At 71.6% G+C, this 25,391-nt stretch carries 27 protein-coding genes and 2 pseudogenes; 14 read left to right on the top strand and 15 right to left on the bottom strand.

Annotation, left to right across the window (positions count from 1 at the left end):
- The first annotated feature begins 42 nt into the window (after positions 1–42).
- From ACFYP3_RS32090 to ACFYP3_RS32110, 5 genes and pseudogenes are all read left to right on the top strand, one after another.
- Positions 43–1,232 (top strand): annotated as a pseudogene (locus tag ACFYP3_RS32090) (PP2C family protein-serine/threonine phosphatase).
- Positions 1,233–1,459: 227 nt separating this feature from the next.
- On the top strand, positions 1,460–1,735 hold the full coding sequence (locus ACFYP3_RS32095) for an isoamylase early set domain-containing protein (protein WP_388840289.1): 276 nt from the start codon (positions 1,460–1,462) through the stop codon (positions 1,733–1,735).
- Between the two features lie 157 nt (positions 1,736–1,892).
- Entirely contained in the window at positions 1,893–2,294 is a 402-nt protein-coding gene (locus ACFYP3_RS32100) for a cofilin family protein (protein WP_388840291.1), read from the top strand.
- Positions 2,295–2,697: 403 nt separating this feature from the next.
- On the top strand, positions 2,698–3,267 hold the full coding sequence (locus ACFYP3_RS32105; protein ID WP_388840293.1) for an HNH endonuclease: 570 nt from the start codon (positions 2,698–2,700) through the stop codon (positions 3,265–3,267).
- A gap of 81 nt (positions 3,268–3,348) precedes the next feature.
- Complete coding sequence (locus tag ACFYP3_RS32110) at positions 3,349–3,828, top strand: ricin-type beta-trefoil lectin domain protein (protein WP_388840295.1); 480 nt, start codon at positions 3,349–3,351, stop codon at positions 3,826–3,828.
- A gap of 92 nt (positions 3,829–3,920) precedes the next feature.
- Here the strand turns inward: ACFYP3_RS32110 and ACFYP3_RS32115 are convergent, their stop codons facing one another.
- A complete protein-coding gene (locus ACFYP3_RS32115) occupies positions 3,921–4,238 on the bottom strand; it encodes a transcriptional regulator (protein WP_388840298.1) in 318 nt (105 codons plus the stop codon).
- Complete coding sequence (locus tag ACFYP3_RS32120) at positions 4,235–4,699, bottom strand: hypothetical protein (protein ID WP_388840300.1); 465 nt, start codon at positions 4,697–4,699, stop codon at positions 4,235–4,237. Before ACFYP3_RS32120 ends, ACFYP3_RS32115 begins: the two co-directional genes overlap by 4 nt.
- A gap of 915 nt (positions 4,700–5,614) precedes the next feature.
- Between ACFYP3_RS32120 and ACFYP3_RS32125 the strand changes: the two genes are divergently transcribed.
- Positions 5,615–6,019 carry an ATP-binding protein gene (locus ACFYP3_RS32125; protein WP_388840302.1) on the top strand — a complete coding sequence of 135 codons (405 nt, stop codon included), beginning with the start codon at positions 5,615–5,617 and terminating at the stop codon, positions 6,017–6,019.
- Between the two features lie 10 nt (positions 6,020–6,029).
- On the opposite strand, the gene ACFYP3_RS32130 is transcribed toward ACFYP3_RS32125, so the two are convergent.
- Positions 6,030–6,335 carry an STAS domain-containing protein gene (locus ACFYP3_RS32130; RefSeq protein ID WP_388840305.1) on the bottom strand — a complete coding sequence of 102 codons (306 nt, stop codon included), beginning with the start codon at positions 6,333–6,335 and terminating at the stop codon, positions 6,030–6,032.
- A 163-nt stretch (positions 6,336–6,498) separates the two neighbouring features.
- Here ACFYP3_RS32130 and ACFYP3_RS32135 point away from each other — a divergent pair.
- Positions 6,499–6,737 (top strand): annotated as a pseudogene (locus ACFYP3_RS32135) (XRE family transcriptional regulator); the annotation flags it as partial.
- Between the two features lie 306 nt (positions 6,738–7,043).
- On the opposite strand, the gene ACFYP3_RS32140 reads toward ACFYP3_RS32135, so the two are convergent.
- Positions 7,044–7,562, bottom strand: a complete 519-nt coding sequence (locus tag ACFYP3_RS32140) for a cupin domain-containing protein (protein ID WP_388840308.1) — start codon at positions 7,560–7,562, stop codon at positions 7,044–7,046.
- Positions 7,563–7,644: 82 nt separating this feature from the next.
- Here ACFYP3_RS32140 and ACFYP3_RS32145 point away from each other — a divergent pair, with 82 nt between their 5' ends.
- The 7 genes from ACFYP3_RS32145 (at position 7,645) to ACFYP3_RS32175 (ending at position 14,152) form a co-directional block, all read left to right on the top strand.
- Positions 7,645–8,253: a TetR/AcrR family transcriptional regulator gene (locus tag ACFYP3_RS32145; RefSeq protein ID WP_388840311.1), complete on the top strand. Its 609-nt coding sequence runs from the start codon at positions 7,645–7,647 to the stop codon at positions 8,251–8,253.
- A gap of 295 nt (positions 8,254–8,548) precedes the next feature.
- Positions 8,549–9,982, top strand: a complete 1,434-nt coding sequence (locus ACFYP3_RS32150) for a PP2C family protein-serine/threonine phosphatase (protein WP_388840314.1) — start codon at positions 8,549–8,551, stop codon at positions 9,980–9,982.
- The gene (locus tag ACFYP3_RS32155; RefSeq protein WP_388840317.1) at positions 9,979–10,347 is read left to right on the top strand and encodes an STAS domain-containing protein; all 369 of its coding nucleotides are present in this window, start codon (positions 9,979–9,981) and stop codon (positions 10,345–10,347) included. Before ACFYP3_RS32150 ends, ACFYP3_RS32155 begins: the two co-directional genes overlap by 4 nt.
- Before the next feature lie 383 nt (positions 10,348–10,730).
- Complete coding sequence (locus ACFYP3_RS32160; protein ID WP_388840320.1) at positions 10,731–11,000, top strand: hypothetical protein; 270 nt, start codon at positions 10,731–10,733, stop codon at positions 10,998–11,000.
- Between the two features lie 451 nt (positions 11,001–11,451).
- Positions 11,452–12,261, top strand: coding sequence for a hypothetical protein (locus ACFYP3_RS32165; RefSeq protein ID WP_388840323.1), 810 nt, complete (start codon positions 11,452–11,454; stop codon positions 12,259–12,261).
- A gap of 102 nt (positions 12,262–12,363) precedes the next feature.
- Positions 12,364–12,660, top strand: a complete 297-nt coding sequence (locus tag ACFYP3_RS32170; protein WP_388840325.1) for a hypothetical protein — start codon at positions 12,364–12,366, stop codon at positions 12,658–12,660.
- A 226-nt stretch (positions 12,661–12,886) separates the two neighbouring features.
- On the top strand, positions 12,887–14,152 hold the full coding sequence (locus tag ACFYP3_RS32175) for a hypothetical protein (RefSeq protein ID WP_388840327.1): 1,266 nt from the start codon (positions 12,887–12,889) through the stop codon (positions 14,150–14,152).
- A gap of 277 nt (positions 14,153–14,429) precedes the next feature.
- Here ACFYP3_RS32175 and ACFYP3_RS32180 read toward each other — a convergent pair whose 3' ends face one another.
- The 11 genes from ACFYP3_RS32180 to ACFYP3_RS32230 all read right to left on the bottom strand — a co-directional run bounded on the left by ACFYP3_RS32180 (position 14,430) and on the right by ACFYP3_RS32230 (position 25,205).
- Positions 14,430–17,708 carry a LysM peptidoglycan-binding domain-containing protein gene (locus tag ACFYP3_RS32180; protein ID WP_388840330.1) on the bottom strand — a complete coding sequence of 1,093 codons (3,279 nt, stop codon included), beginning with the start codon at positions 17,706–17,708 and terminating at the stop codon, positions 14,430–14,432.
- A 30-nt stretch (positions 17,709–17,738) separates the two neighbouring features.
- A complete protein-coding gene (locus tag ACFYP3_RS32185) occupies positions 17,739–18,188 on the bottom strand; it encodes a pilus assembly protein TadG-related protein (protein WP_388840333.1) in 450 nt (149 codons plus the stop codon).
- A gap of 4 nt (positions 18,189–18,192) precedes the next feature.
- Positions 18,193–18,654, bottom strand: a complete 462-nt coding sequence (locus ACFYP3_RS32190) for a TadE/TadG family type IV pilus assembly protein (RefSeq protein ID WP_388840336.1) — start codon at positions 18,652–18,654, stop codon at positions 18,193–18,195.
- A complete protein-coding gene (locus tag ACFYP3_RS32195; RefSeq protein WP_388840339.1) occupies positions 18,651–19,091 on the bottom strand; it encodes a TadE/TadG family type IV pilus assembly protein in 441 nt (146 codons plus the stop codon). Before ACFYP3_RS32195 ends, ACFYP3_RS32190 begins: the two co-directional genes overlap by 4 nt.
- A 41-nt stretch (positions 19,092–19,132) precedes the next feature.
- The gene (locus tag ACFYP3_RS32200; protein WP_388840342.1) at positions 19,133–19,348 is read right to left on the bottom strand and encodes a hypothetical protein; all 216 of its coding nucleotides are present in this window, start codon (positions 19,346–19,348) and stop codon (positions 19,133–19,135) included.
- 21 nt (positions 19,349–19,369) lie between these two features.
- Complete coding sequence (locus ACFYP3_RS32205; protein ID WP_388840344.1) at positions 19,370–20,251, bottom strand: type II secretion system F family protein; 882 nt, start codon at positions 20,249–20,251, stop codon at positions 19,370–19,372.
- Entirely contained in the window at positions 20,248–21,168 is a 921-nt protein-coding gene (locus ACFYP3_RS32210) for a type II secretion system F family protein (RefSeq protein ID WP_388840360.1), read from the bottom strand. Before ACFYP3_RS32210 ends, ACFYP3_RS32205 begins: the two co-directional genes overlap by 4 nt.
- 11 nt (positions 21,169–21,179) lie before the next feature.
- A complete protein-coding gene (locus ACFYP3_RS32215) occupies positions 21,180–22,550 on the bottom strand; it encodes a CpaF family protein (protein ID WP_388840347.1) in 1,371 nt (456 codons plus the stop codon).
- Between the two features lie 142 nt (positions 22,551–22,692).
- Entirely contained in the window at positions 22,693–23,511 is an 819-nt protein-coding gene (locus ACFYP3_RS32220; RefSeq protein ID WP_388840350.1) for a hypothetical protein, read from the bottom strand.
- A complete protein-coding gene (locus tag ACFYP3_RS32225) occupies positions 23,511–24,227 on the bottom strand; it encodes an SAF domain-containing protein (protein WP_388840353.1) in 717 nt (238 codons plus the stop codon). Before ACFYP3_RS32225 ends, ACFYP3_RS32220 begins: the two co-directional genes overlap by 1 nt.
- A 45-nt stretch (positions 24,228–24,272) precedes the next feature.
- Positions 24,273–25,205 (bottom strand): hypothetical protein, encoded by a 933-nt coding sequence (locus tag ACFYP3_RS32230; RefSeq protein ID WP_388840356.1) that lies wholly within the window; start codon positions 25,203–25,205, stop codon positions 24,273–24,275.
- Positions 25,206–25,391 lie beyond the last annotated feature (186 nt).

The following is a 25,391-nucleotide window of genomic DNA, read 5'->3' on the forward strand; positions in this document are numbered from 1 at the left end:
AAAAACCCGATATGTTGCGGTCCGTACTTTCAGGAGGCTGACGTGGCGGGTGACCGGACCGGGCTGGCCGAGGTGCTGGCGGCGGCCGAGGCGGCCGCGCCGGTGGACTCCCTCGAGGTGGTGGCGCGTGACCTACGGGACCGATTCGGGGCGCGATACGTGTCGTTCCTGTTCGTCGACGTCGTCGGCCGGCGTCTGCTGCGCGTCTCCGACACGGCGGCCACCCCTCAGGAGGAGCGCGCGGAACAGGTCCCCCTCGCCGGGAGCGGCGTCTATGACGAGGTCCTGCGCAGCCAGAAGCTGGTGCTGGCATCGGATGGCGAGCAGGGGCCAGCGGGTGCTGGCCCCCGTCACCAACCGCGGCGACACCATCGGCGTCCTGGAGCTGTTCCTCCCCCAGGTCGGCCCGGGTGAGCTGGAGCAGGTCGAGGAGGCCGCGCACGCGCTGGCGTACATCATCGTCACCGACCGCCGCTTCACCGATCTCTACCACTGGGGCAACCGCACCACCTCGGTCAGCCTGTCCGCGGAGATCCAACGCTAACTCCTGCCCTCGGCATCCTGTTGCGAGGCTCCCCAGTTCACCCTTGCCGGCGCACTGGTCCCGGCCTCCGACATCGCCGGCGACACCTACGACTACAGCCTCGACAACGACACCCTCCACCTGTCCATCACGGATGCCATGGGCCACGACGTCAGCGCCTCCCTCATGGCCACCCTCCTGGTCAATGCCTCCCGCGGTGCCCGCCGCGCTGGAAGGGACCTCGCCGAGCAGGCCCGCCAGACCCATCAGCGCCCTCCTCGACCACGGCCAACACAGCCTCGCCACCGGCCAGCTGCTGCGCATCGCCCTGGACGGCACCACCGCCCGGCTCGTCAACGCCGGCCACCCCTGGCCGCTCCGCTTGCGCGACGGAGCGGTCGACATCCTGCGCCTGGCGGTGGACCTGCCCTTCGGCGTCGCCCATCAGGGCGTCTACCTGGTGCAGGACCTTGATGTGCGCCCCGGCGACCGCCTCCTGCTCCACACCGACGGCATGCAGGAACGCGACGCGGAAACGGTCGACCTGCCCGAACTCCTCCGCAAGACCGCGACCGAGCACCCACGCGAGGTCGTGCGCACCCTGGTCGGCGCGGTCACCGACGCCTACGACGGCCGCCCGCCCAGAGACGACGCCACCGTCCTGTGCCTGGACTGGCACGGCCCCCGATCCGCAAGCCGCCACGAATGAGGTGCAGACGCAGAGACGTCGCCCCCCTCTCCGGCCGGAGCCTGAAGACGCGGTGCCCGTAGCCACCGGCAGGACTCCGACAGCAGAGGTCGATGGAAGGCTCGGCGAAGTGCGGCGCGGCCAGCCGGATGGCCTTCGCCCGGCCCACGGCTCTGCACCGCCACACCACACGCATACCGAGCGAGGATGCACGGGCTGGTTCCCCTGCTGAGGCTGGAGTCATTCCCGTGCTCGAACGCAAGCAGCTCAAGGGCCGTACCCAGGTCACTTTCATCCTGCCCGAGGACACTCCGGGTGCGCCCGTGAGCGTCGTCGGGGACTTCAACGACTGGAACCCCACCGCGCATCCCCTGCAGCCCCGTGGCGACGGCACCCGCGCCGCGACCGTCGCCCTCCCGGCCCGTAGCACCCACTCCTTCCGCTACCTCGCGGCCGGCGATTACTGGTTCGACGAGGAACACGCGGACAGCCACGACGGCACCAACAGCCGCCTCCATACCTGAAGACACCGGACTGCCCCCGCCCGCCCGCCCGGCCGCCCGGCCGGGCTGGGCAGAGGCTTTCGACGGCCCGCTCGTCGCCCATGCCGGCTGCATCGGCACCACCCGGCACCCGCGACCCCTGTCCCGGGCCCTTGACCAGCACCGAAGTGAGATACGTGTGAGCAGCCCGATCGTCCTGTCGGAGAGTTCGCTCGCCGCCCTGCATCATCTGCGGGAGAGGCGCGAGATCAACACCGTGACTCTTCGGTACGCACAGGCCCCGGGCGTCCTGGTCGCCGAGGTCGAGGGCAACCTGACCCACGACGAGCTGGTGCAAGCCCTGCCCGCGGACGACCCGCGGCTGGTAGTCCATGAACTGTCCTTCGCCAGCCCTGACGGCACACGAAGGAACGCGCTGCTGCTGATCCTCTGGATGCCACCGGACGCCCATCAGCAGGAGGAGGCTTACACGGACGGGTACAACGCCCTGAAGGAATACCTCGTGGACGTGCACGTCCACCTCACGGCCCGGCGGCCGGCCCAACTCGAATACCGAAGACTCGTCGCGCTGGCCGGCTGAGTTCCCGGTCCCGTTCTCGTAAAAGCTACGGCGAAGGACATGCAGGGGTCCGGCCAAGGTGCCCGCGATGGAGGTCCAGGCTTTGGGGGCGGGCGGGCGGGGCACCAGCCCGGCTCCCTGGCCGTTGGTGCCTGAGCAGTGATCGGTTCTTCGGTGAAACGGGACGGCCAGCCGGGTGAGTTGCCCGGAAAGCAGCTTCCGACCGGACCCGAAGCCCGGCTGCAACCCGGTTCGTGATCAAGAAACTGATGCGGCACGGCCTGCCCGTGTCACCCTCGCAGCCCTGCCCCTTCTCACCTCCTCCGTCCCCGTCCCCGCCGCTGCCGACATGCCGACCAGGAGCGGACCGTCCGTCGTTCAGGCCGCTCCTGGTGCGGCGGCTGCCGCCGGGGTGCGGGCGCCGTTGCCGTTGTTCGAAGCCGTCGACCGGCTCCCGGTCGCGGAGGAGCACCGCGCCGGCTACCAGCGGGACCTCTACAAGCACTGGAACCGCGGCCTGGACGCCGGCGACGGCTGCGACACCCGCAAGGAGGTCATCCTGGCCGAGGCGGGCGTGGCCCCGCAGGTCGCGGCCGGCTGCAAGCTGGCGGGCGGTTCCTGGCGCTCCGCCTACGACAATCTGGTGGTGACGGACGCGGCCCGCCTGGACGTCGACCACTTCGTGTCGCTGGCCGAGGTCTACGACTCCGAGCGGACGCCGTGGTCGGCGGCGCGGCGTGAGGCGTACGCGAACGACCAGGGGTCCCCTGACACGCTGATCGCGGTCTCGGCCGCCTCCGGCCGCTCCAAGGCGGACAAGGACCCGGCCGAGTGGCTGCCGTCCGACGGCTCCTACCACTGCACCTACGCCGCGACCTGGGTGGGAACCAAGCTCCGCTGGGACCTGGCCGTCGACGACGCCGAACGACAGGCCCTCCTCGGACTGGCCGAGGACTGCTCCACGACCACCGTCGTCTACGAGGCCGCCCCGTAGACCCTGCTCGACCGTCCTCCCCTTTTGTTTCTGGTCGTGCGTGGATCGCGCCCGGCCCGTACCCAGAACGGAACCCTCGGCATGAACATCAACCCCCGGAAGGCCCTCTCCGTCGCCGCACTGCTCCTGACGGCCGCCCTCCTGCCCGCCGGTCAGGCTCAAGCGGCCGCGCTTGCCCAGCCGGCCGTGCGCACCCCGGGCCTGTACTGCCTGGCCAACGCCTGGGGGACCCCGGACATCTCCACGAAGCCCTGCGACGGCGCCGACCGCGGCCGGCACTGGACGGTCGCGGGCCAGCAGATCTCCCTCACCAACGCGCGCGCCTACTGCCTGGCCAACACCTGGAACACCGCGAACGTCTCGGTCAAGCCGTGCAACCCCAACGACCAGGGGCAGTACTGGAACGTGACGGGCCAGCGGATCTCGCTCGCCTTCGCCCCCGCCTACTGCTTCGCTATCACCTGGAACACCCCGAACCTCGCCACCAAGCCCTGCGACGGCGCCGACCGCGGACAGAACTGGGCGATCTTCAACGACCACATCAGCCTGGCCCTCGCCTGATGCTCCGCCGCCGCGCCCGGGGCAGGCTCACCGGCCCCGGGTGCCCAGGCAGCGGCCGGGGAGGTGGGGGTCTTCCGGTCGGCTGACGAACTTCACACCTGCGGGCCCTCGGCCGGGCTCGCGGCGTCGGCGAGGATCGCCCGGAGGGCGCCGATATGCCCGTCGAAGGCCTGTCGTCCGGCGTCGGTCAGGTGCGCGTAGCGCTTGTGGCGGCTGCCGCTGAGTCTGCGTTCCGTGGCCACGTAGCCGGCTTCTTCGAGTGTCGTGAGCTGTTTGGACAGCGCCGAATCGGAGAGCTGGATCCGGTCCTTGAGGAAGGCGAATTCCGCCCAGTCGACCGCTGCCAGTGTCGCCACCAGTGTCAGGCGGGTGCTGGGATGGATCAGTTCGTCGAAACGTGCCTGCGTCATGCCCGCACCCACCGGCGCAGTACGCGCAGCATCTCCGGTCCGCCGAACCCGATCACCGCAGCGACCGACGCCGCGGCCGCGATTCCCGCGTGCTCGGCGCCGTCGGCGTCGAGCACGAGCGCCGCCGCGACGGTGACCGCGACGAGACCGAGCAGCATGCCGACCACGACCAGGGGGAGACGGCGGCCGGCGACCGTCCGGCTGACCTGCACCCGGCCGGTGCGCCTACGCCCGCCGAGCAGCCGTGACGCGAGCGTCGCGTGCCCCATTCCGAAGACGAGGGTCGCGGCTGCGGCTACCCATGGGGACGCCAGGCTGCCGAGGACCCCCAGCAAGAGCCAGCCGGCCGCCATCGCCCACCAGTAGCCACGGGGCAGACCCACCTCCGCCGCCACCCGGCGTCGGGCACGCTCGGCCGCTTCGAGAGCCATGCCGGCCTGGTCCGGAGTGATGTCGGCCATCGCGACACCTTACTTTCCTGTCGGGAAAGTGAGCGTCCCACTTTCCCGACAGGAAAGTCAAGCCTCGAGGCGGCGACCGCCGGGGAGGGACGCCCTGCTGCGAGCTGTGTTCTCGCATCGGGATCCGGCCGACCTGCACCGCCAGCGCCGCGTCCGCGACCACGGCGGCGAGCATTTCAGCGCCACGGCCAGGACGTCGCCGAAGCGCTCGCGCTTGGGGCGCCGGCGCCCGTGGAGGGCGTCCTCGACGGCCAGCGGGTGCAGGGCCAAATCCTCGGCCAGCTGTACCAGTTCGCCCTGCGAGGGGTCTGCCAGCCGGACCCAGGCGAACGCGCCGTCGCCCGACTCCCGCATTCGCTTGAGGGCCGAGCGGCAGGTGTCGCTTCCCGGTGACGGTGCGCTCGTGCGGGCCGTGCCGCACACGGCGGCCGACAGAGCGTCCGCGTCCGCCGTCGAGCGGCCGGGGACGGGCGTACGGGCGGACCTGGCTGCGGTTCGGGCCGGGTGTCGGCGTGCGGCTGTCGCGGTCGGCCTGGTCGTCCCCGTCCTGCCGTAGACGGCGTGTGATGAGCCGACCGTCGAAACCGGCCGACCAGCTCCGGGCAGCCGCACTCAGGTCCAGCAGGAGGTCTGCACGTGGGGAAAAGGTTCACGGCCCCGGCTACGAGCGAGGCGCGGGGGAGCGGGGCGTGCCGAGCGGAACGACGGTAGGCGGCTCGGATTTCCGATCGTGGGGGCTTCGCACGGGGGCTCCCTACACACACCGGGCCGTCGGGGTTAGCCTGACCGTTGCGCTGTGGTGCCGGGCCGGCACCACAGCGGGGACGAGGGCCTGACGGGCCGCGCGAGGTGGACGGCACGGAGGAGCATCCGCGAGTGCCGCTTACCGGATGGAAGCGGGGGAAAGCGCACCATATGGAAGAGCGGACGCTGTCTTCCCGTGTTCTCCTGGCTCCCGGTGGGGGCGGTCTCAGCTGCGCCGAGGCCCGGGAGATCGCTCGCGAAATCCTGGCGGCTCTGCAGCCGGAGCCGGCCGCGGCGGACAACGTGCTGACGGTGGTGAGCGAGTTGGTTTCCAATGCCAGCCGCCATGCCGGTGGCGCCTCCGGTTTCCGGATCAGCGCCCACGCCGGCACGGTCACGGTCGAGGTCTCGGACCGGTCGCCCTCCCCGCCGCGGCTGCAGCCGTGGGCTCCGGAGGTGCCCGGCGGTTTCGGTTGGAGGCTGGTCAACCAGCTCGCCACGACCGACGTGCACGTCCACCACAGCGGTAAGACCGTGACCGCCACCCTTACTACCGGGGCGTCGGGCACCCTGTGATGCGCGGCGGTCAGCCGGCCTGCGCGCTGCCGTCGCGCATCCCGAACAGCGGCAGTGCGCCGGTCATCTCCAGCAGGCGCTGCAACTGGTCCCGCAGCGGGCCCGCGAGCACCAGCGGCCGGGTGTTGCGCAGAGCGAGCAGGGTGTTGAGGAACGAGGAGTCGGCGAATACCACGTCCTTGACGTCGAGCACCAGCAGCGCCGCGTCGGCGGCCTCGTGGTCACAGGCGGCCTTCAGCGCCCCGACCGTGTCCTGATCGAACTCCCCGGAACAGCACACGACGTACACCCCACCTGCCTCGGTACGAACCGTCACCTTCGGTGACTCCATAAGACCTCCGGCCCTGCTGTCGTCGCGCGCGTAACCGTCTTCCACCTGCACCGTACGGGGTGCCAGACCCGAACGACAGCACACCTCCGGCCGGGCATCCGCTCACGGACCGCCCCGAGGCGCCGGCCACGCAGTGCCGCTGCCGGCGGTCTCCCTGCTCGCCGCCCGCCTCGGCGACGAGACCACCGCCGGCGCCGCCCAGGACGCCGCGGCCGCGGAGCTCCCCGCGGCGTTGCCGCGGTTCGCGACGCACCTGGAGATGCACCGCGGCCTGATGCTGGCCCGCTCCGGCGACACCACCGCCGGCACCGCCCACGCCCGCGCCGCCTCGATGCCCTCCCGCCGGAGAAGCACTCCCTGCCCCTGCGCCTCCTGATGGCGGAGGTGATCTGGTGGCGGTGGGTAGGGCATGGAGATGGTGGAGCGGTTGCCGTTCGGGATGCGGACCCCGGTCGCGGTGACGTACGTCCGGTGCGCGCAGTGCGGGGCACTCGGTGAACTCGTCCTCGAGGACGGGTGGCGGGGGCTGCTCCGTCGTCGGCCGAAGGCCGTGACCGTGTCCGCTACGGGTCCGTGCACGGCGACGTGTGCGCCCACCCGGACTTCTCGCCCGGCTGTGCACTGATCATGCCTGGTACGACGACACAGACCGAATCCTGGCCCGCGGTGCGTTCTGGCGGGCTCGTGCCTCAGTCAGAGGCCGGGTGGGGGTGTCAGCCCGAACCGGGAGATGACGTCGGGCAGCCAGGCGGCCTGCCCGAACACGAGCCCGTACTTGGCGGCGAGCACCGGTACTGCGTCCTCGGTCGGTGGCGGACCGTCGGCGAGCATCTCGGCCAGCTCGCGGAAGAAATGTTCGAACCCTGCGGGACTGATGATCTCGATCATTCGGGCGGGGACGGGCCCGGCGTTCCACATCGTGTGCAGTTCCCCGCGCGGCTTGGTGATGTAGCCGCCGGCGCCGAGGACGGTTTCACGGTCGCCGGAACGGAACCCGATCTCGCCTTCGGTGACGATCGAGTACTCGTCCTCCCGGGTGTGCAGGTGCGGCGGCACCAACGCCCCGACCGGGAAGGGGTGTTCAACGACGGAGACTGCGCCGTTGGTGTCCTCCCCCCACAGCTTGAACGCGACCCCGATCGAGCCGAGGAAGGCCTCGGGGCCCTCGCCGGGGCGAACGATGGTGAGCGGTGGGGCCAGCGGCTCTGTCATGGCGATCACTCCTCGACAGAATTTGGAGATACACTGGTGTTCTCCTAAAAACTCTCCGCCGTATACGCCAGGACGTCAAGAAATGAGCGATCGCCGGCGTTCGACCAGCCCGCGTGCCTATGAGATGCGCAAACGTGCCGAGGAGGTGGGCCGGACGCGGCAGCGCATCATCGAAGCCGCCGTGCATCTTCACGGCACCGCCGGCCCGGCATCGACGACCGTGACGGCGATCGCCGAGTGTGCTGGCGTCACCCGGCTGACCGTGTACCGGCATTTCCCTGACGAGCCCGCCCTGTACGAGGCGTGCTCGGGACACTGGCTGTCGCGGCAGAAGTTGCCCCGACCCGATCGATGGGTTGCGGTCGGCCCCCCCATCGAGCGACTGACGGCCGGGCTCGCCGACCTCTACCGCTTCTATCGCGCGGGAGAGCAGATGCTGACGCTCGTTATCCGCGACCAGCACGCCATCCCCGAGCCGATCCGCGAGGCCCGACAGGAGACGACCCTGAAGTACGTCGACGCGCTGGCCGGTGCCTGGCCGGAGGACGGCCCCCCGGTCCGGCGGGCGGTGATCGGGCATGCCGTGGCGTTCTCGACCTGGCACTCCCTGTGCCGGGAGCAAGGGCTCACCGACGACGAGGCAGTCAAGGCCATGGTCACGCTGGTGGAAGCGGTCGCCGCCAGGGCCTGAAGGAGCTGCCGGCAGGCCGGTACGGAGCCGCCGGGCAGGCGTCAAGGCGGTCTGACCTTTGGTCAGTCGAGCTGTGGGGAGACGACGCCCTCGCGAGCGGCCCATTCGACTCCGGAGCGGGTAGAGGACGGCAAGCCGTGACGCCGGGCCCGCGGGGATGGTCCGGTAAAGGCCGGCGCCGAAGTCGACCCCTGATCCGTGGTTACTCTGCGGATTGGTTTCTGTACGCAGGAGGCTGGTTTAGGCTGCCGCCGTGGTCGGCCATCGAGGCCGGTGGGGCAAGGAGAGGTAGACGATGCCGCAAGCGGGACATGCGAGCGGCCCGGCGGGCGCGTCGGGCCGGCAGGCGCTCAGTGCGGTGGAAGAAGCGGCCCGGATGGACGCGGTGCGCCGCTATGACATCCTCGACACCCCGCCGGACGGCGCATTCGACCGTGTCGCGGCGATGGCGGCCCGGCTGTTCAAGGTGCCGGTGGCGAGCGTGACGATCGTGGACGAGGACCGGATCTGGTTCAAGGCCGCGCACGGTCTGGAAGGCGTCAGCGAGATCGGCCGGGAGCCGGGCTTGTGCGGCTCGGCGATCCTCACCGACGAAACACTGGTGATCCCGGACACACTCACCGACCCTGTCGCCTTCAACAACGGCCTGGTCACCGGGCCGATGGGCGTCCGCTTCTACGCCGCCGCGCCCATCATCACCGGCGACGGGCACCGGCTGGGCACCGTCAACATCCTCGACACCAAGCCGCGCCTGATCACCGAGGACGACACCGCCACCCTCGCGGACCTGGCCGCGATCGTGCTCGACGAGCTGGAGATGCGCCTGGCGGCCCTAAATGCCCTGCGCACCGAGCAGGAGCGGCGCATCGAGCAGGAGGAGGCCCGCGAGCGCGCGGAGCGTGACACGGCCGCCATCCAGGCGTTCGCCTCCACCCTCCAGCGCACCCTGCTGCCGCCGGCGCTTCCGGTGGTGCCGGGGCTGGAACTGGCCTGCCACTACGCCACCGCCTCCCCACAAGACGTAGGCGGCGACTTCTACGACGTCTTCCCCCTCGACGGCAGGAGGTGGGCGTTCTTCCTCGGGGACGTGTGCGGCAAGGGCCCCGAAGCGGCCGCCGTCACCTCCCTGACCCGCTACACCCTGCGCGCCGCCGCCCAGATCGACCCGGACCCCGACAAAGTCCTCACGTCCCTGAACACGGCACTGCTCCTCGACCCGGCCGTTGGCACCCGGTTCTGCACCGCCGTCTTCGGCATCCTGGAACCGCACGAGCGGGACGGGTTCACTGTCATGGTGGCCACCGGCGGGCACCCCCCGGCCTACCTCCTGCGCGGGCAGGGGACAGTGGAGGCGGTGCGCCCCCGGGGAGGCATGCTCATCGGCGCCCTCGCCGAGGCGCACTTCGCCTCCCACACCTTCCACCTCGCCCCCGGCGAAGGACTGCTCCTCTACACCGACGGGCTGACCGAGGCACGCACCCTGGGCGGAGAAATGATCGGCGAAGAGGGCCTGGCCCGTTTCCTCGCCGCGCGCCGCGGGCCCGTCAGCGCGGCGGCGGTCATAGGGGACACCGTCGACCTCCTCGACGCCACGCCCCACGGAGCCGGTGACGACGTCGCCCTGCTGGCCCTGTCCGTCCCCCTCGCCGACACCGCAGACGGCCTTACCGCGACCGCCACCGCCCACACCATCGCCCCCGTCGGCGAGACGCCGGAGAGCCGACCGTGACCGACTTCCGCCTCACCGCACAGCACATCGCCGGCGACCTCGCCCTGGCTCACATCGCCGGCGACCTCGACATAGCAACCGCCCCCCAACTGCGCACCCAGGCGCTGGCCCTGATCGAACAAGGCCACCGGCACCTGATCCTGGACCTCGGGGCCGTCACCTTCTGCGACTCTTCCGGCTTCAACGCCCTGGTCGGTATCTTCCGGTGCGCCAAGACCGCCGGCGGCAGCCTGGTCCTTGCCGCCGTCCCGGACCGCCTTGAACGGCTGCTGGACCTCACCGGCCTGGGCGCCCTGCTGCCGTCCCATCCCACCGCCGCCCACGCCCTCGTCGCTCACCGCAGCCAGGACACAACCACCGCCTGACCCCTGCCGTGGCGCCCAGGCAGATAGGGGCGTCGGGGCGCGGTCCGGCCATCAGGGGCTGCGACGGGGCCGCTCCCCGGCCCCTTCCGCCAGGCCCCAACTACCCGCGCGTGTGACAGCGGCCAGAACCGGCGACGGCTCCGGGTGGGGTTCGGTAGCTTGGATCCGGCGGGTTGCCAGCCGAGCTGTCTTCCAGGCACCGGCTGAAGGCCCGCGGGTCTGCAGGACCCGAGAGGTAAAAAAATCCTTCCGCCACTTTCCGGTCTAGCCGATTTGTCGACAGACAACATGTTCGGTTTCTCCGGATGGGCCGGGGGAGGGTTTCCACCTCTCGTTGGGGCTCGCGGCCGCCTGGCCGACGCCCCCATGGATCCCTAAGGGCATTGGTGATTCTGCACATCAACGGCGAGAACGCGCTGGTCGTGGCGGTCTCGTGCGGCTTCGCGTACGTGGTCTACCGCCGTACGCAAAACCATCAGAACTCGGCTCTGACCGGCCAACCCGGTCGCGGTGACCTGGTGGCCGCCCTGACGGCCGGGGCCGCCACCCTGCTGCTGCTCGCATTCCTGTTCGGCCTGGGCGACGGTTCCGCGAAGGACGACGAACCGTCCTCGCAGCCCCCGGCATCCGGGGAGGCGTCCCCCGGCTCCTGACCGGGCCGCGTTGAACGGAGGGGCGGCCCGCCACGGGCCGCCCCCCTCCGTTCACCCGACAGCCCACTCCACCCCGAGCCCGGCGAGGGCTTGCGAGTTGGGCGGGGCCGAGCTTGCCCCGGCGGGCTTTCTGGTTGCCGATCCAGATCCCCACCCGGTGCTCGGCGCCGTCCGGCAGCCGCTCGACGACGGCCCGCCCCGGCAGCCGGCCTTCCCGCTCCACGTACTGCTGCAGGGCCTCCAGCCCGTTCTGGAAGGCCGCTCCGCCCGCGCGCGGCCCGGACACCGCCGATGCAGCGGGCCTGCACACGCGCGGGAGCGAGTGGCCGGATCGGCGCCCTTTCGGGCGGCCGGGACGCAGGCTACGAATGGGGTTCCCGTTCGCGTCCCCGTTCCTGCTCCGGTTCGCTTCCGCCGACCGCCCGCTCCGCACAGGGAGGCACGCCCCCACATGGCCACCGCACTGATGACGAGCTTCGACGAGGTCTACGCCCTGCCCGACCCACGCGGCTACTTCACCACGCTCCGCCCGTACGAGTACCAGACCCCGCACCACGCGCAGCGCATGTTCCGTGGGCTGCTGGAGGAGCTGGGACCGGGGCCGCACACCATGCTGGACCTCTGCTGCTCCTACGGCATCAACGCGGCACTGCTCACCTGCGACGTGACCCTGGCCGACCTGTACGAGCACTACACGGCGCGTGCGACCGCCAGCCTCTCCACGGACGAACTCGCCTCCCGTGACCGGGAGTTCTACGCGGCCCGGCGACTTGCCGACCCGGTACGGGTCATCGGGGTCGATGCCTCGGCACCCGCGATCGCCTACGCACTGGCCGTCGGGCTCCTCGCCGAGGGCTACGCGGAAAACCTCGAGACGGCCCCGCCGAGCGCCGAACTGCTGCGCGCGGCAGCGGGCGCCGGGCTGATCACCGTGACGGGCGGCAGCAGCTTCCTGACGGCCCGCACCTACGCACCCCTGGCGGGGGCCACGGCGGGCCGCGCTCCGGTGGCCTCCTTCGTGCTCCGCCACCACGACTACGAGCCGGTCACCGCCTGTCTGGCCGGCCTCGGCCTGACCGACCGTCGCTCGCCCGTGAGCTACCCGCAGCGCCGGTTCACCGACGCGGAGGAGCAGCGCCGGGTCCTCGCGGCGCTGGCCGCCCGGGGGGTGGACACGGCAGGCAAGGAGGCGGACGGCTGGCACCACGCCTGGCTGCACGTGGCCCGGCCGGATCGGAGCGCCTCGCCTGGTGCTGAGTAACTCCCGGTGCGGCCGCGATGGCGGCCCGCACTCGACCTGCCCTCCTTCGAGTGAGAGGAGGAAAGACCGCAAGGCCGGAATCTCGCACGCCCTGGCGGAGAGTTGAAGCTGGCCGTCGCGCCAACGCCCGATATCTTCAGCATCGATCTCCTGGCCGACTTCAAACAACTCAGATGGATGCTCCATCCGGCGCATCGACGCCTCATGTCGAGGAATCCGACCGACCTCGGCTTCCTCCAGCGCCTTGTCCTCGCCGTCGGCCCTTACGTGAACGCGACGTCCTCGCCCGGCAGATCACCCGGCAGGAGCAGCAGCGCCGCGCTGGCCTTGATCCCGCTGAGTACGGACGCCTCTGACCGGAAGGCTTGGCTGGAAAGCGCTCTGCGCGGAGGAGCGTGACGGGCAGACTGGCCCGGAACGCAGGGGGGATCGAGCGGAGGGGTGTGGGCATGGGCATACGGGGGCGCCTGGCGGTGGCTCGGTGACGGAGCATCACATCAAATATCTGCCGACCGGTACTCTGCCGAGCGGTACTCTGCCGGGAAACGCTGTCCGCACCTGGTCCGTGACTCGGGATGGTGTTGTTTCCCGGCCTGTGTCCCGCGGCGGCGTCGCCACTTGGGCTGTGGCCGACGCCGAAAGGTGGCGGAAGGCAGCGGTCCCGACCGTTCTCGCCCCGGCCGTGGGCAGCTGGGTCCTGGCCGTCGTGGTGGCGGTGGCGTACGTCCTGCTGTTCGGGCTCTCCTCCGCTTCCGCGGCCTGGCACAGCGGGCCCGGGGAGGGGACGGACTGGCTGAGGTATCCGGGTCTGATGCTGCTGACCGCCCTGCCGCTCTGGTATCGGTACGTTCCGATCGCGGCCATACCGGCGGCGGTGCTCGTCGCTGTGGAAGCGGTTCTGACTCTGGCCCGGCCAGGCGACGTGGACCCTCCGGCGAGGGCCGGCTGGCTGGTCGTCTTCGCCGCCTGCGCCGTCGCGTTCACAGGAGCCTGTCTGCGGCTGCGGGCCCGACGCCGACAGCGGGCCCTGGCCCTCGCCGCTGCGGGAGCGCTCCGCTTCCCGCTGCCCACAGGCACCCCGGAATCGGACGGCCACCGCGGACACCAGCAGGTCTACCTTGGGCCGGCGCTCTGCCTGGTCGCCTTGGCCATCCTCGCCGACGGCCTGTTCGGGGAACCGACCGCGTCCGGTGCTGCCTACGACGCCGTCGGGCAGCAGGGCATCGCTCTGGTGCTCCTTGTGGCCGGTACGACCTTGTACGGCTGGGGCCTGCTCGCCTACCGGGCGGCCTCGCGGTTGCACGAGGAGCCGCAGCCGGCCCTGATCGTGGGCGTGCGCGCCGGGAGGAACGGGCGTCACTGGGTGTGCGCGGACGCCCGCACCCGCTCGGCAGCCCCACTGATCGCGTACCTTCCCGGCAAGGACGACACCCGAATCAGGACACGGCTCCTGGGCAGCGGCTCGGCGTACGGAGTGGGCAACGGGCACCACGACATCGACCCTGAACATGAGCCCTTTGAAGCGGTCCTGTACGGCACTCTCGCGGAGGGCGACGAAGTCGCCCTCGAATACGCCTGTGCCGAATACCACCTTCACCAGGAGATGGGTCGGTTGTACGCGACCGTTACCACTGCCCTGCTCCGCCCGGACCGCCGTCACGGACTGGGCCCGTGGGAACCGGCCGACGGCCCCGCCCGACAGCGCGAGCGGCTCCGCGAGGCCCAGGAGGAAGCGGAGCGCTACCGGGAGCAACAGCGCAGGGCGCAGGAGGAGCGCCGCAGGCGCCCACCGCGGGGCTCGTCGACCAGGAGCCGCGGGAGCGGCTCCGGCAACCGGCACAACGGGGTCGGCTGCGCCTCCAGTTGCGGAGCGACCTGCGGGAGCGAATGAGCCCTGACAGTGCTCCGGCGAGCAAATAGCACGCAGTCATCATGAGCCGGAGCTGACGCCGACCTGCCCGCAGCCGATCCGTTTCGCAGAGTCGACGGCTGAGGCCGCCGGTAGCGGTATCCGGATCCGGGAATGGTGCCGCTCACGATGTTGCACCGTTCCCGGATACGGGAATTGTGCAGGTGAGAGAGGTGGCGTTCTGACGCCCTGAGCCTTCCGGCCAGGCGGAGGGGCCGTGATGGATGAGTTCTTCACGAGGATGGCCGAACCGCAGCATCTACTGCAATGTTGGATTAACTGCCGGATAAAAGCCAGCGGGGGAGGGCCGGTCGGACAGGACCAGGTTGATGGTGTCCTCGGTGAGGTTGTCCAGGGTGATGTCGTAGGTCCGTGCCATCTGCTGGAGCCGTGCGACGGTGCGACGGACGACTGCCGGGTTTCCTGCCGCCCATTCGATGTGGAGGAGGTCGCGGTAGAGGACCTCGGATGTCTCCTCGATGTCGAGTGCCTGCAGGACGGTCTGGCGGGCGGCGTCGAGGTCGGGGGTGTCGCCGTCGGTGTGCCAGCGGGCGAGGGTGTGGGCGGTGTCGGTGATCCTGGACAGCATGTCCTGGATCACGGGGTCGGCCCATGGCAAGGTCCGGCCGTCGAACGGCCTGCCCCGTACCAGCGCCATGGCGTCTTCCAGGGCGGCGAGTCCTTGTTGCGGGCCGGCGGCCAGGCCGATGGCGGCCAGCTGCTGGAACTGCTGCCAGTCGGAGGTGACGGCGGGGTGGAAGACGTACCCGGCGCCGTTCTTCGGACGGGGCAGCAGGGGGGCTTCGTCGTCGGCCAGGCCGATCTCGCTGCGGAGTTCGGACAACCGTGAGTGCAGGGTCCGGGTGCTCCACGGATTGACGGGGTCCATGGCCCGGCACAGGTATTCGGGGGTGCGGCCGGGGCGGAGGTGGATCAGGGCGGCGATGGCCGTGGTCTGCAGGGTGTGGGCGTGGGTGGCGCCGGTGCCGCCGGTGATTCGCAGCGTGCCCAGCATCTCGATCCGCACCTCACCGTTGTGGCCCTCCGGTTCGGGGTTCGGCCCGGTCGCCTGCTGAGGAGGCGCCGGGGAGGCCTGCCCCTCCTGGTCGCCGGCCCCGGTCTGGGCGGGGTCGCGGGACTGCGGCGGGTTCTGGCCGGCCGCAGTGGCCGGCACGAGGATCCCTGCGAAGAGGGCGGGGAAGGGATCGCCGGGGTCCTGTGTCGCCTCGGCGTTCGTGACGCGGACCGTGAGCGGTGCACTCGTGGCGGCCGCCGGGCTGTGGTCCTCACTGAACTCCCAGGGCGCGGTGGCGGGTAGGGGTTCCTCGGTGGAGACCTGCAGGGCGTGGATGTATTCGCGGTACTGCTCGTCGGTGACCCGCTGCAGGGTGACCGGCCTCTCCAGCAGGGCCGGAAGAGTCTGTTCGCCGCGGGTGGTGTCCAGGATCTCGGCGTGGGGGAAAGCGCGGCGTGTGCTGTCGGTGGCGGGAAGGACCACGGCCGTCTGCAGGTGACGTGCGGCGGACAGGGCGTCGGCGAGCTGGATGACGTCGGTGTCGGCGGGGTCGTCGGCGGCGATGAGCAGCCAGGGCAGGACCTGCTCGCCGCTCTGATGGGCTTCCAGGAGGAGTTCCCCGAGATCGGCGGCGACGGCGGGCAGGTGCGGCATCGTGCGGATCCGGCCGTGCGGCAGCAGGCCGGCGAGCCGGGTACCGAGTCCGGTGGTGAGGATCTCGCTGTAGTCGGTCCACCGGCAGGTGCCCAGTTCCAGGGCGAGGGCGCGGGCGACTTCGAGGTTCTCGTCGGCGGTGCCGTCCAGGAGCAGAACCCGGCAGGTCGTGAGGTCGGCCAGGAGCAGCCCCTGATGGTCGGCGCCCAGGGTGACCAGTCCCGGGTAGGGCGCTACCTGCACGTCGGGCAGTTTTCCGGGGCTTGCGGGGGCGGCCTGCGGGTCCAGCACCCAGGTATGGGTGTCCGGGCCGGCGGTGAACGGGGGGATCGGCTCGGCGGGCTCGTCCAGCAGCAGGGTGACGCCGTTGTCCTCGCTGAGGTGGGCCCCGCGCAGGGTGGGCAGAGCAAGGCCGTCCTCGGCGCTGTGCCGGGCGAGGGTCCGTAGGACGTTGTCGAGGAGCTCGACACCGGCGGGCTCGCCCGCGGCGGCCATCGTCTGCTCGGTGGAGGTGGGTTCGGCGTCCTGGGCGATGGTCTGCCCGGCACGGCGCTGCCGCTGCTGGAGGATCCGCCGCAGGCCCAGTGCGCCGGTGAGGGACGCGGCCAGGAGCGTTCCGACCCCTGTGACCAGGGCCCAGTTGATGCCGGGGCTCCGGTTCGTGGAGTCGGTGGCGATCGGGGCAGGTGGCGCGCTCGCGGCCGGTGTCGGTGCCGGGGTGCTCGGCGCGGTGGGGGTCGGGGCCGCGGAGGCGCTGGTGCTCGGCGGCGAGGTGGCGGGGGCCGGTGTGGGGGAGCCGGGCTGTGCCGTGGTCGCAGGCGGTGTGGGGCTTGCGGTGGTGGGGGGTTTCGCGGCCGCGTCGCCTTCGGCCTCCTCGGCATCCGGGGTGGCCGTGCCGGGTGCGGGGGAGGTGTGGCCGCCGTCCTTGGGGAGGGTGAGGCGCTGTCCCGGGTAGATGAGATCGGGGTTCGTGAAGGTCCCTGCGCCGTCGGGGAGGGCTTGACCCCGGTTGAGGTCGAAGATCTCCATGTACCGGCCGGCGTCGCCCAGCTGGGTGTCGGCGATCCCCGACAGGCTCTCGCCTTCCAGCACTGTGTACTCCCCGCCCACGCCGGCCCGCTCGGTGGCCGTCCCGTGCGCTCGCGTACTGGGCGCGTCGGTCGTGGCGGGGAGGGTGAGGACCCAGCCGGGGTGGATGGGCTGCTCGGCACGGAACACGGTTCCGTCCGTCATGGTGTGGCCCTCGTTCAGGTGGGCGATCTCCTCCCACCGCTGTCCGTCGCCCAACGTCTGTTCCGCGATCGACCACAGGCTCTCCGCCGGCTTCACGTCCCGCACCGTGTACGTGCCTTGTGCGGCCGTGCCGTTCCCGCTCGCCGTGGAGGCGACCGCGCCGATGCCGCCGGTTGTGGTGCCGGGGATGGCGGAGGCGCTGATGCTCACCGGAGCCGTGGCGGCGGTGGCGGGGGCGGCGAGGGCGGTGGTGGTCGGCAGGGCCAGCAGGACCGCGCCGACGAGGGCTGCGGCGGCGCGCTGGCCGACCAGGCCGCGGATCTGCGGGGCGGCGCGGCCGCGGATCTGGGCGGGAATCTCCAGCAGCACCGCGCACGTGAACAGGGCCCATCCGACCCATCCGGCGACGGCGAGGGCGAGGAGGAACACCTGGCCGGAGTCGTCGGTGGAGAACAGGGAGCCGAGCGCGGCCACTCCGGGCGGCCCGACGATGGCGGTGGCCCACCACAGCAGGAGCGGCAGACCGGCCAGGAGCCCGGCCAGGAGGAGAAGGCTGAGCAGACCGCGAACTGCGGCGGCCGCCGCCTGGGCGCCGCCGCGTGCGGGCCGTGACGGCTTGGGGGTGGGCTTCGACATGTTCAGGGGTCCTTCTTGCTCGATGCCCCGCTATTCGGGCTGGGTCATGCCGTGCAGGAGGCGGGCGCTGCCGTGCCCGGAGACGTTCATCGAGCCGATGCCGACGACGGAGAGGAACTTCGTGGCGTAGGCGCCGTTCACGGTGACGGTCAGCTGTGTGCCGTCGGCCGAGAGGCCGACGCTCCCGCGGGCGCCGGTCCGGGAGAGGTAGGCGTGCGCGGCGGCTTGGGCGGCTTCGGGATCGACGCGGATCCCCTCGCCGGTGACGGCCGCGGCTGGGTCGATGGCTTGTCCGGCGGCGCGGGCGGCTTCCATGGCGACGGCGTCGGCGCGTTCGGTGGCGCGCAGCTTGCCGCCGCCGTCGATGGCGAGGCCGATGATGCCCAGCAAGGCGATGGTGCAGATCGCGGTGTAGATGGCGACGCTGCCCTCGTCGCCGTGCAGCTGCCGGCGGCGCCGATGGGGTGTGGGGTCGGGCATGACTTCACCCCTCCCGGGAGCGGTAGGCGTCCACGACGGACGTGAACGTGCTGGTCATGGTCTTGGATCCGGGCACGCCGGGCAGCAGGAGGTCGGACAGCGCAACGGTGCAGGAGATCGTCACGGTGACGGTGCCGACCTGGCCGAGGGGAACGGCGAGCCCGGAGGTGTTGATGCTCGTCGATGTCGAGGCGCACCGGATGCCCTGGTCGTTCAGGGAGCGTGCGGCGGCCTCGGCGGCCTCGCTCTGGGCACTGGAGTGGGTGCGCGAGATGGAGGCGGCGCGGGCGGCGTCCTCCGCGGCGGCGTCGACTTTCGCCCCGGAGGTGACGATCCGGCCGCCGGCGATCGCCGTGCACAGCAGCATCAGCAGCAGCGGCGCGACGATCGCGGTGGCGATCGCCTCACTGCCCCGGTCCTCCCGCAGCCGCGCACGCCAACCACCGCCGGTCGTGGTGGTGTTCATGGGGTGGTCCACCGTTCCCGGGGAGCCGACGCCGACTGCGACACCGACAGCCCTGACAGGCCCGGCAGCATTGACGGGGCGCTGCCGGTGACGGTCACCCGCACGTCCGTGGCCGTACTGCCGGCGGTGCTGACGGTGGGTGCGCGCAGGCTGTCGCCGGCGATTCGGCCGAGGGTTTCGCGGGCGCGGTCGGCGCCCGCGCCTTCGGGGGACTGGTAGGTGCGGGCCGCGGCCACGCCTTCGCGCGCTGCGGTGAGTGCGACGTTGCGGGCGTGGACCCACATCGCTGCCTGCACCACGGCCACGGTGAGCAGGATGACGAACGGGAAGACGATCGCCATCTGGAGGGACGACTCCCCCCGATCACCGCATGCCAGGCCCCCGGTACGGTCGGCCGGTTGATGTCGGTCGGCCTGGTCGTCGTTGTCGTGCGGCATGTTCCTCCCTCCCCACGCCCAGATGTCTGTCTCGGTCGCGGTCAGATGCCGGAGAGGGTGGTGTTGTAGCGGCCGATGACCACCGCGATGGTTCCGGCGATGGCGATCGCGCCGGCCACCGCGGCGACCCAGATGATGATCGTGGTGATGGAGATGTCGCCACGGTCGGACGGGCCGGCCTGTTCCAGGCGGGACTTGTACCAGCGCGCAGCGCAGTGGGCGGCGGTCGTGGTGCGGGCGGCGAGCTTGTTCAGCATGGCGGTGTAGCCCCTTTCGGGTCAGGTGTTGAGCATGCGGATGATGGCGGGGAAGGCGATCAGGAGCATCACCAGGACGGCGAGGAGCGCGCCGGGGGCGGTCATCTTCTCGCTGTCGGCATTGGCCTCGGTCGCCTGCGCGGTGAGGAGCTCGCCGCGGAGGTTCTTCGCGCGTGAGCGCAGGGTGGCGTAGACGGACGCGCCGTCGTCGGCGGACTGCCGCATGATCGCCGCGAGGTCGTCCAGGACGGGCAGGTCGAGTTCGGCGGTGAGGCGGGCCAGGGACTCCCAATGGGGGACCTTGTCCACCCGCGAGCGGGCCAGGGCCTGTTGGATGCGGACGAACGCCCAGCCCTGGCCGGTCTGCGCGGCCTGTTCCATGGCCTGCTCGGCCGAGACGTTCCCGGCTCGGCGCAGCGCGACCAGGTCGAGGTAGGCGGCCATGGCGTGCGCGAACTCGGCGCGGGCCCGCTTGGCCTTGTCCCGCAACGCGAGGTCGGGGGTGAACCACAGCAGCGTCGCGGCCAGGATGCCGACGATGGCGGGCAGGTAGAGCGGCAGCCCGAGCAGCAGCAGCGGGATCGTCGACAGCGGGGGCAGCAGCAGGCCACCGGCCGCCAACGCGACCTTGGTCAGCATGAACCGGGCCGGGGTGGTGCCGGTCAGCGCGAGGTCCTTGTGGGGGATCCGCACGCCGGGGACGTCGTGCAGTCGTTCCACCAGCCACTGCCCCCACCGCTCGTCCCGATCGGTGGCCACGTCGTGGAGGCGGGGCGGTGCGGGCTGGTTGAGACGGCGCAACGCAGGCCCGAGGGCGGGCGCGGGGCGCAGGACTTCGCGGATCAGGAGGGCGGCGCCGGCGCCGATCGTTGCGCCGGACAAGATCGCGGCCACGGGCATCATGCCGACACCTCCGTGCTCTCGTGCCCGGCCGGATCTGCGGCCGCGGCGGGCGGGGTGACCGCGCTGCGAGGGTCGGCGACCAGGAAACGGGGGACCGGCTTGGTGTCGGCGATCTGCCGCATCAGGGCCAGAACACCCACGAAGCCGGCGGCGAGGACGGCGAGGACCAGCTGGCCCAGCAGCGTCCCGTACGGGGCGGTGTAGGAGGGGATGAGGAAGCCGAGGCCGATGACGCCGAGGGTGATGATGGTCATCCACCGCATCGTCGTACGCGGCTTGGCCCGGTCCGCCTCGATGGCCCGGCGGCGGGCGACCTCCTCGTGCACCGACTCGGCGAGGTCGTCCAACGCCTGCGCGAGGCCGGGGCCGCGGTCGGCCGCCGACAGCACGAGCGCGGCCACGACCTTGTCCGCGGTGACATCGTCCAGGGCATCGCCGAACAGGCGCAGCGCGTCCGTGGGCCGCCATCCGACCTGCAGCCGGTCGACCAGGTCGCCGACCTCGTCGGCGATGTCCTCGGGGCAGCCCTTGCGGGAGATGTGCAGGGCCTCGTCCAGGCCGCGGCCGAGCCGCAGTACGTTGGCCAGCCGCTGAGTCCAGTCACCCAAGGCCTCCAGCTTCCCGATCCGGGTCGTGGCCGACTTCGTGGGCGCGAGCAGCCACGGCACCCCGATCACGGCCAGGAACACCAGCGCCCCGGCCACGAACACCCCGGTCACCAGCCACAGCACCACGGCGGCCACAGCGCCGCCGGCCAGCCGGGTACGGCGGGCCATCCGCTCGTCCCGGCCGGCTAACTGCCGCCCCGCCCTCAGGCGGGCGGTGAGCGTCGCCCCCGCGGGTGCGGTGGTGCCCACGATCCCGACCACCAGCCCCACGAGCCCGCCCGCGAGAGCGAGTCCGGCAGCAACCCACATCAGCAGCGTCGTCACAGTCCCGCCCCCTCGTCGACGAGGAGCGGCAGGGCCGCAGGCCAGGCCCCGCTCGGGACGTTGAGCAGGCCGGCGTCGAATCCGGCGCGGCGCAGGTCGGTGATGCAGCGGGGGTGCATGAGCGGTACCGCCCGCATCTCGCCCCGCTCCGGACGCGGCCCGAAGATCGTGTTCGTCTCCGGCCGGCCGCCCTCCCCGATGCCGGTGACCTCCAGTACGTGGGAGACGAACCGGTGGCGGTGCCCGCCGATCTTCGTCTCGTCGATGGAGGAGATGAACACGATGAAGTGCAGCCCGTTCGCGGCCTGCCGGTACGCCAGCGCCTCGCTCATGTTGGCCTGCGCGAGGAGGTACAGCTCGGCGATCCGGTCGAACACCACCGACGGGTGGATGGCGTGCAGCGTGCACAGGTTCCCGCCCGCACCGTTGGTCATCGCCTGGAGCATCGCGACGATCTCGGGCCCGCGGACCTCACCGACCACGATCCGGGTCAACGTCATCCGCAGCGCCCGGTACATGAGGTCCATGAGCGTGATCTCCCCGGCCGCCTGCCCGGCGACCATCTCGCCGTTCGACTCGCGGGCCTCCATCGGCACGACCTGGCGGTGATGGCCGTTCTCATGGGCGAACAGCTCGTACTCGGTCTCCAAAGTGGCGAACCGCTCGTCGGGATCGATCTCCCGCAGCAGGGCACGCAGCAGCGTGGTCTTCCCCGCGGCCTGACCGCCCACGATCATCACGTTCTTCTCCGCGCGCACGCAGGCACGCAGGAACGCCTCCAGGGTGGAGTCGAGCATGCCCCGGTCCACCAGCTCCGGCAGATCGGCGTGGCGCATGCTGTGCCGGCGGATCGTGACGTAGGTGCCGGGCGTGACGTCGATGACGGCCTGCAGACGGGACCCGTCCGACAGCCGCAACGCCAGGAACGGATCCGCCGTCGACAGACTCCTCTCGGCCTGACCCGTCGTACGCCGCGCAAGGTCCCGCAAGAGTTCGCGCAGCTCCTCGTCGGAGTCCGCCACCGGCGCGACCCGGACGCGCCGGCCGTCTGTGAAGTCCAGCCACACCTCGGCGTACCCGTTGATGAAGATGTTCTCCACGGCCGTGTTGTCCAGGTGCTGCTGGAGCCGGCCTGCCCGGAACTGCAGGTCGAACACGGCCTGCGCGATCGCCGCGTCCTCGGCCGGGCTGGTGGCCGCGCCGCGCTTGACGGCCTCGGCGTCCGACCACACCGCCACCTGCTCGTTGATCAGGTGCCGGCCCTGCTGCTCCTGCGCGGCCGTACTCAACCCCGGCCGGGCCCGCAGCAGATCGGTGAGCCGTTCCCCGACCTCCTTCTTGATCAGGCGGACCGCAGCGTAGTCCATCGTCGGCGCAGCCGCAGGGGCCGACGTCGCCCGAGGGTCCGCCGGCGCCCGCCGGGTCGGGGCCGCCGCCGGGATCGGCCGGGGCGCGGCGAGGCGGGCCTGCAACGAACCTGCGGTGACCTGAGGGTCACCGTGCAAGGGGCTAGCGCGCATGGTCGACCACCCGTCCCTCGGCAGGTCCGGACGGTAGGGCGAGCCGGGAACGCCGGATCGCCACCAGCTCCCGCACCCGCACCGCGGCCGACCGCGCGGAGCGCATCAGCGACCCGGACTCGAACCGCCGGGGTTGCTCGGCGCCGTCGGACAGCACCCTCGCCTCCTTGGGCTGCCACGGCAGCACAGCCGTGACCGGCACCCCGAGCGTCTTGCGGACCTCCTCCTTGGAGAACGGTCCCTCGTCGACGAGCAGCAGGCCCACCTCGACGCTCCCCCCGACGCTCTCGCGCAGGGCCTCCAGACGAACCTGGGCGCTCTGCAGGCTGCGCAGGGTGGAGCGCGCGACCACCAGGACGACGTCGGCCCGCTGCGCCAGCACCGCCGAGGGCCCGAACGCACCGCGCCGTCCCAAGTCCACCAAGACGTCGTGCCCGTGCTCCTCGATCCCGGCGAACAGGCGCGCCAGCGGCTGCCACACCGGTTCCATCGCGGAGGCGTGCGCGGGGTCGTAGAGACCGGGCAGCACCAGGCGATCGCGGCTGCCCGCGTCGGTGACATCGACCAGCTGACGCCAGAACGCCTCGGCCAGCTGCCCCTGACGGGACGCGATCGCCAGATTCCGCAGACCGTGCGTGGTGCCCAGGGTGCCCTGCAGCGCACCCGGCAGGATCGCCCCGCCGTCCGGGTCGGCCTCGGCCAGGATCACGCGATGCCCCTCCGCGAGCGGCCACGTCATCAGCAACGCCATGGCGGCCGTGGTCACCCCCGGAGCCCCGAGCCCGCCCGCCAGCGCGACGACCGCCATCAGCTGCCCTCCTGCGGCGCCAGGATCAACGCGATCGCACCAGTCGCCACCCGCGCGGCCAACGCCGGCCCGTCGGTCGCAGGCACCGCCACGTCCACCACCACAGCTCCCGTGGCGGGCGCGGCCGCCCCCACCGCGACCACGGTCGCGGCCACCGTCTTCGGCGCGCCAGCCGGCTCAGCCGGCTTCGCCCCGCCCACCGCCTGGACGCTCTCCGGGGTCGAGACGATCAGCACCTCCTGACCCGGGGCGAGCCGGCTCGCCGGCAGCTGCGACGGCTTCAACGCCACACCCACCAGCTGCTCACCGGCCTTCACGAGAGATGCCGACGTGACCTGTCCTGGGGACAGCAGCGCACCGGTCTTCAGCGCGACCGCGGCGCGCTGACCGACGATCGACTTCTTCCTCGTGACCGGGACAGCCTTGACGGCCGGGTCCAGCGCCAACGACGCGGGGGCCAAGTCGGCGTCGGTGACCGCAGCCCCCACCGGCACGTCGCGAGCCACGACCAGGACGGCGGTGCGCTGTCCCGACGCGGTGAACAGCAGCGCACCGGACAGTCCGCCCGCCGCGATCAGGGCCACGGACAGGGCGATCAGCCCCGGGCGCCGACGGCGTTGGCGGACAACGCGGGGGGCGGCCGGCTGCCCGCCGGAGCCACCGGGATCCGATACGGCGGCCCGGCCCGGCGTCGCGGGCGTGGTGGTGGTACTCACGTGCTATGCCTCCTGCGAGGGGAAAGGAAGGGCGGTCGTAGGGCCTTACTGGCCGACGACCTGGAGTTCTCCGATGCGCACCGCGGCCTGCGAACTGCGCGTCGTGGTCAGATCTCCCTGCTGGCCGCCGCCGACCCAGTGCACGGCCCACGTCGTCGTCGCGGTCACCGCGTACTCGCCGACACGGGAGTAACCGGCTATGCCGCACTGGCCGTTGGCCTTACTGGGCGGAGTCAGCCCGAACGACGGGCTGTAAGGGGTGCCGGGGAACGGGCAGGACACGGAGGTTCCGTTGCCGAAGGTCCACACGACGTCCTGCACGGTCGCCGTGGCGGTCACCGTCACCCCAAGTGCGGTCGCACTGGCCGACGTCGGCCCGGTCGTCTGCGGGCCAGGCGCGTTCCACACCCAGACCGGCACCCCAACCGTCCCGATACCGCCCTGCTTCGGAGCGATCCCGATGTCCGCACCCAACAGCCGCATCTTCGTGACCGCCTCCTGCGCCAAGGCCTCCAGGTTCGGCCCGCCTCCAAAACCGGGAGGCGGGTTCTGGAACCAGCGGAATCCGCCAGCGAGCGGCTGCCCCGGGCACTGGCCGTTATAGACCGCCCCGTCCCCAGGAGTCCGGCCCGCCCAGACCGGATCCTCGGCGGGCGGCTGGGGCTCCAACAGCTGCCAGTAGCAGGAGCTCGACGCGTCGAACCAGCCCGATTGCTCGTCGTAGCACGGCACCTCGAATGTCCCGCCGGAACCGTCCCGCGCCATGCACTTCGCGGAACCGCCACCGCCACCGCCTCCGCCGCCCCCACCGCCGCCGGGTTTCTCGGGTTTCGGCGGCTTGTTGCCCCCCGAATGGATGTCACAGTCGAAGACGAGCGGGGGGCATTCAGTGCCCGGCCCAGGGTCGGCCAGGGCCGTAGGCGCCGAGATGAGCAGAGAGAGCAGGGCACCTGCTGCCACCAGGCTGCCCGTCAGCACGTTTTGTCCCGGTCGATCTCCAGGTCGCGGATCTGCCAGGATCCGGCGATCTTGAGTGCGGTGTAGGTGCTGAGGTGCCGTCGCTGGCTGTTACTGAGGTTTTCAGTGTGGGGTCGGTGGGTTGAGGGGCAGGCCGGTGGCGGTGAGGCAGCCGTCGATCAGGTGGGGTCGGAGCTGGATTCTGCG

The organism is Streptomyces sp. NPDC005533 (assembly GCF_042871845.1).
In the GTDB taxonomy this organism is placed as follows: domain Bacteria; phylum Actinomycetota; class Actinomycetes; order Streptomycetales; family Streptomycetaceae; genus Streptomyces.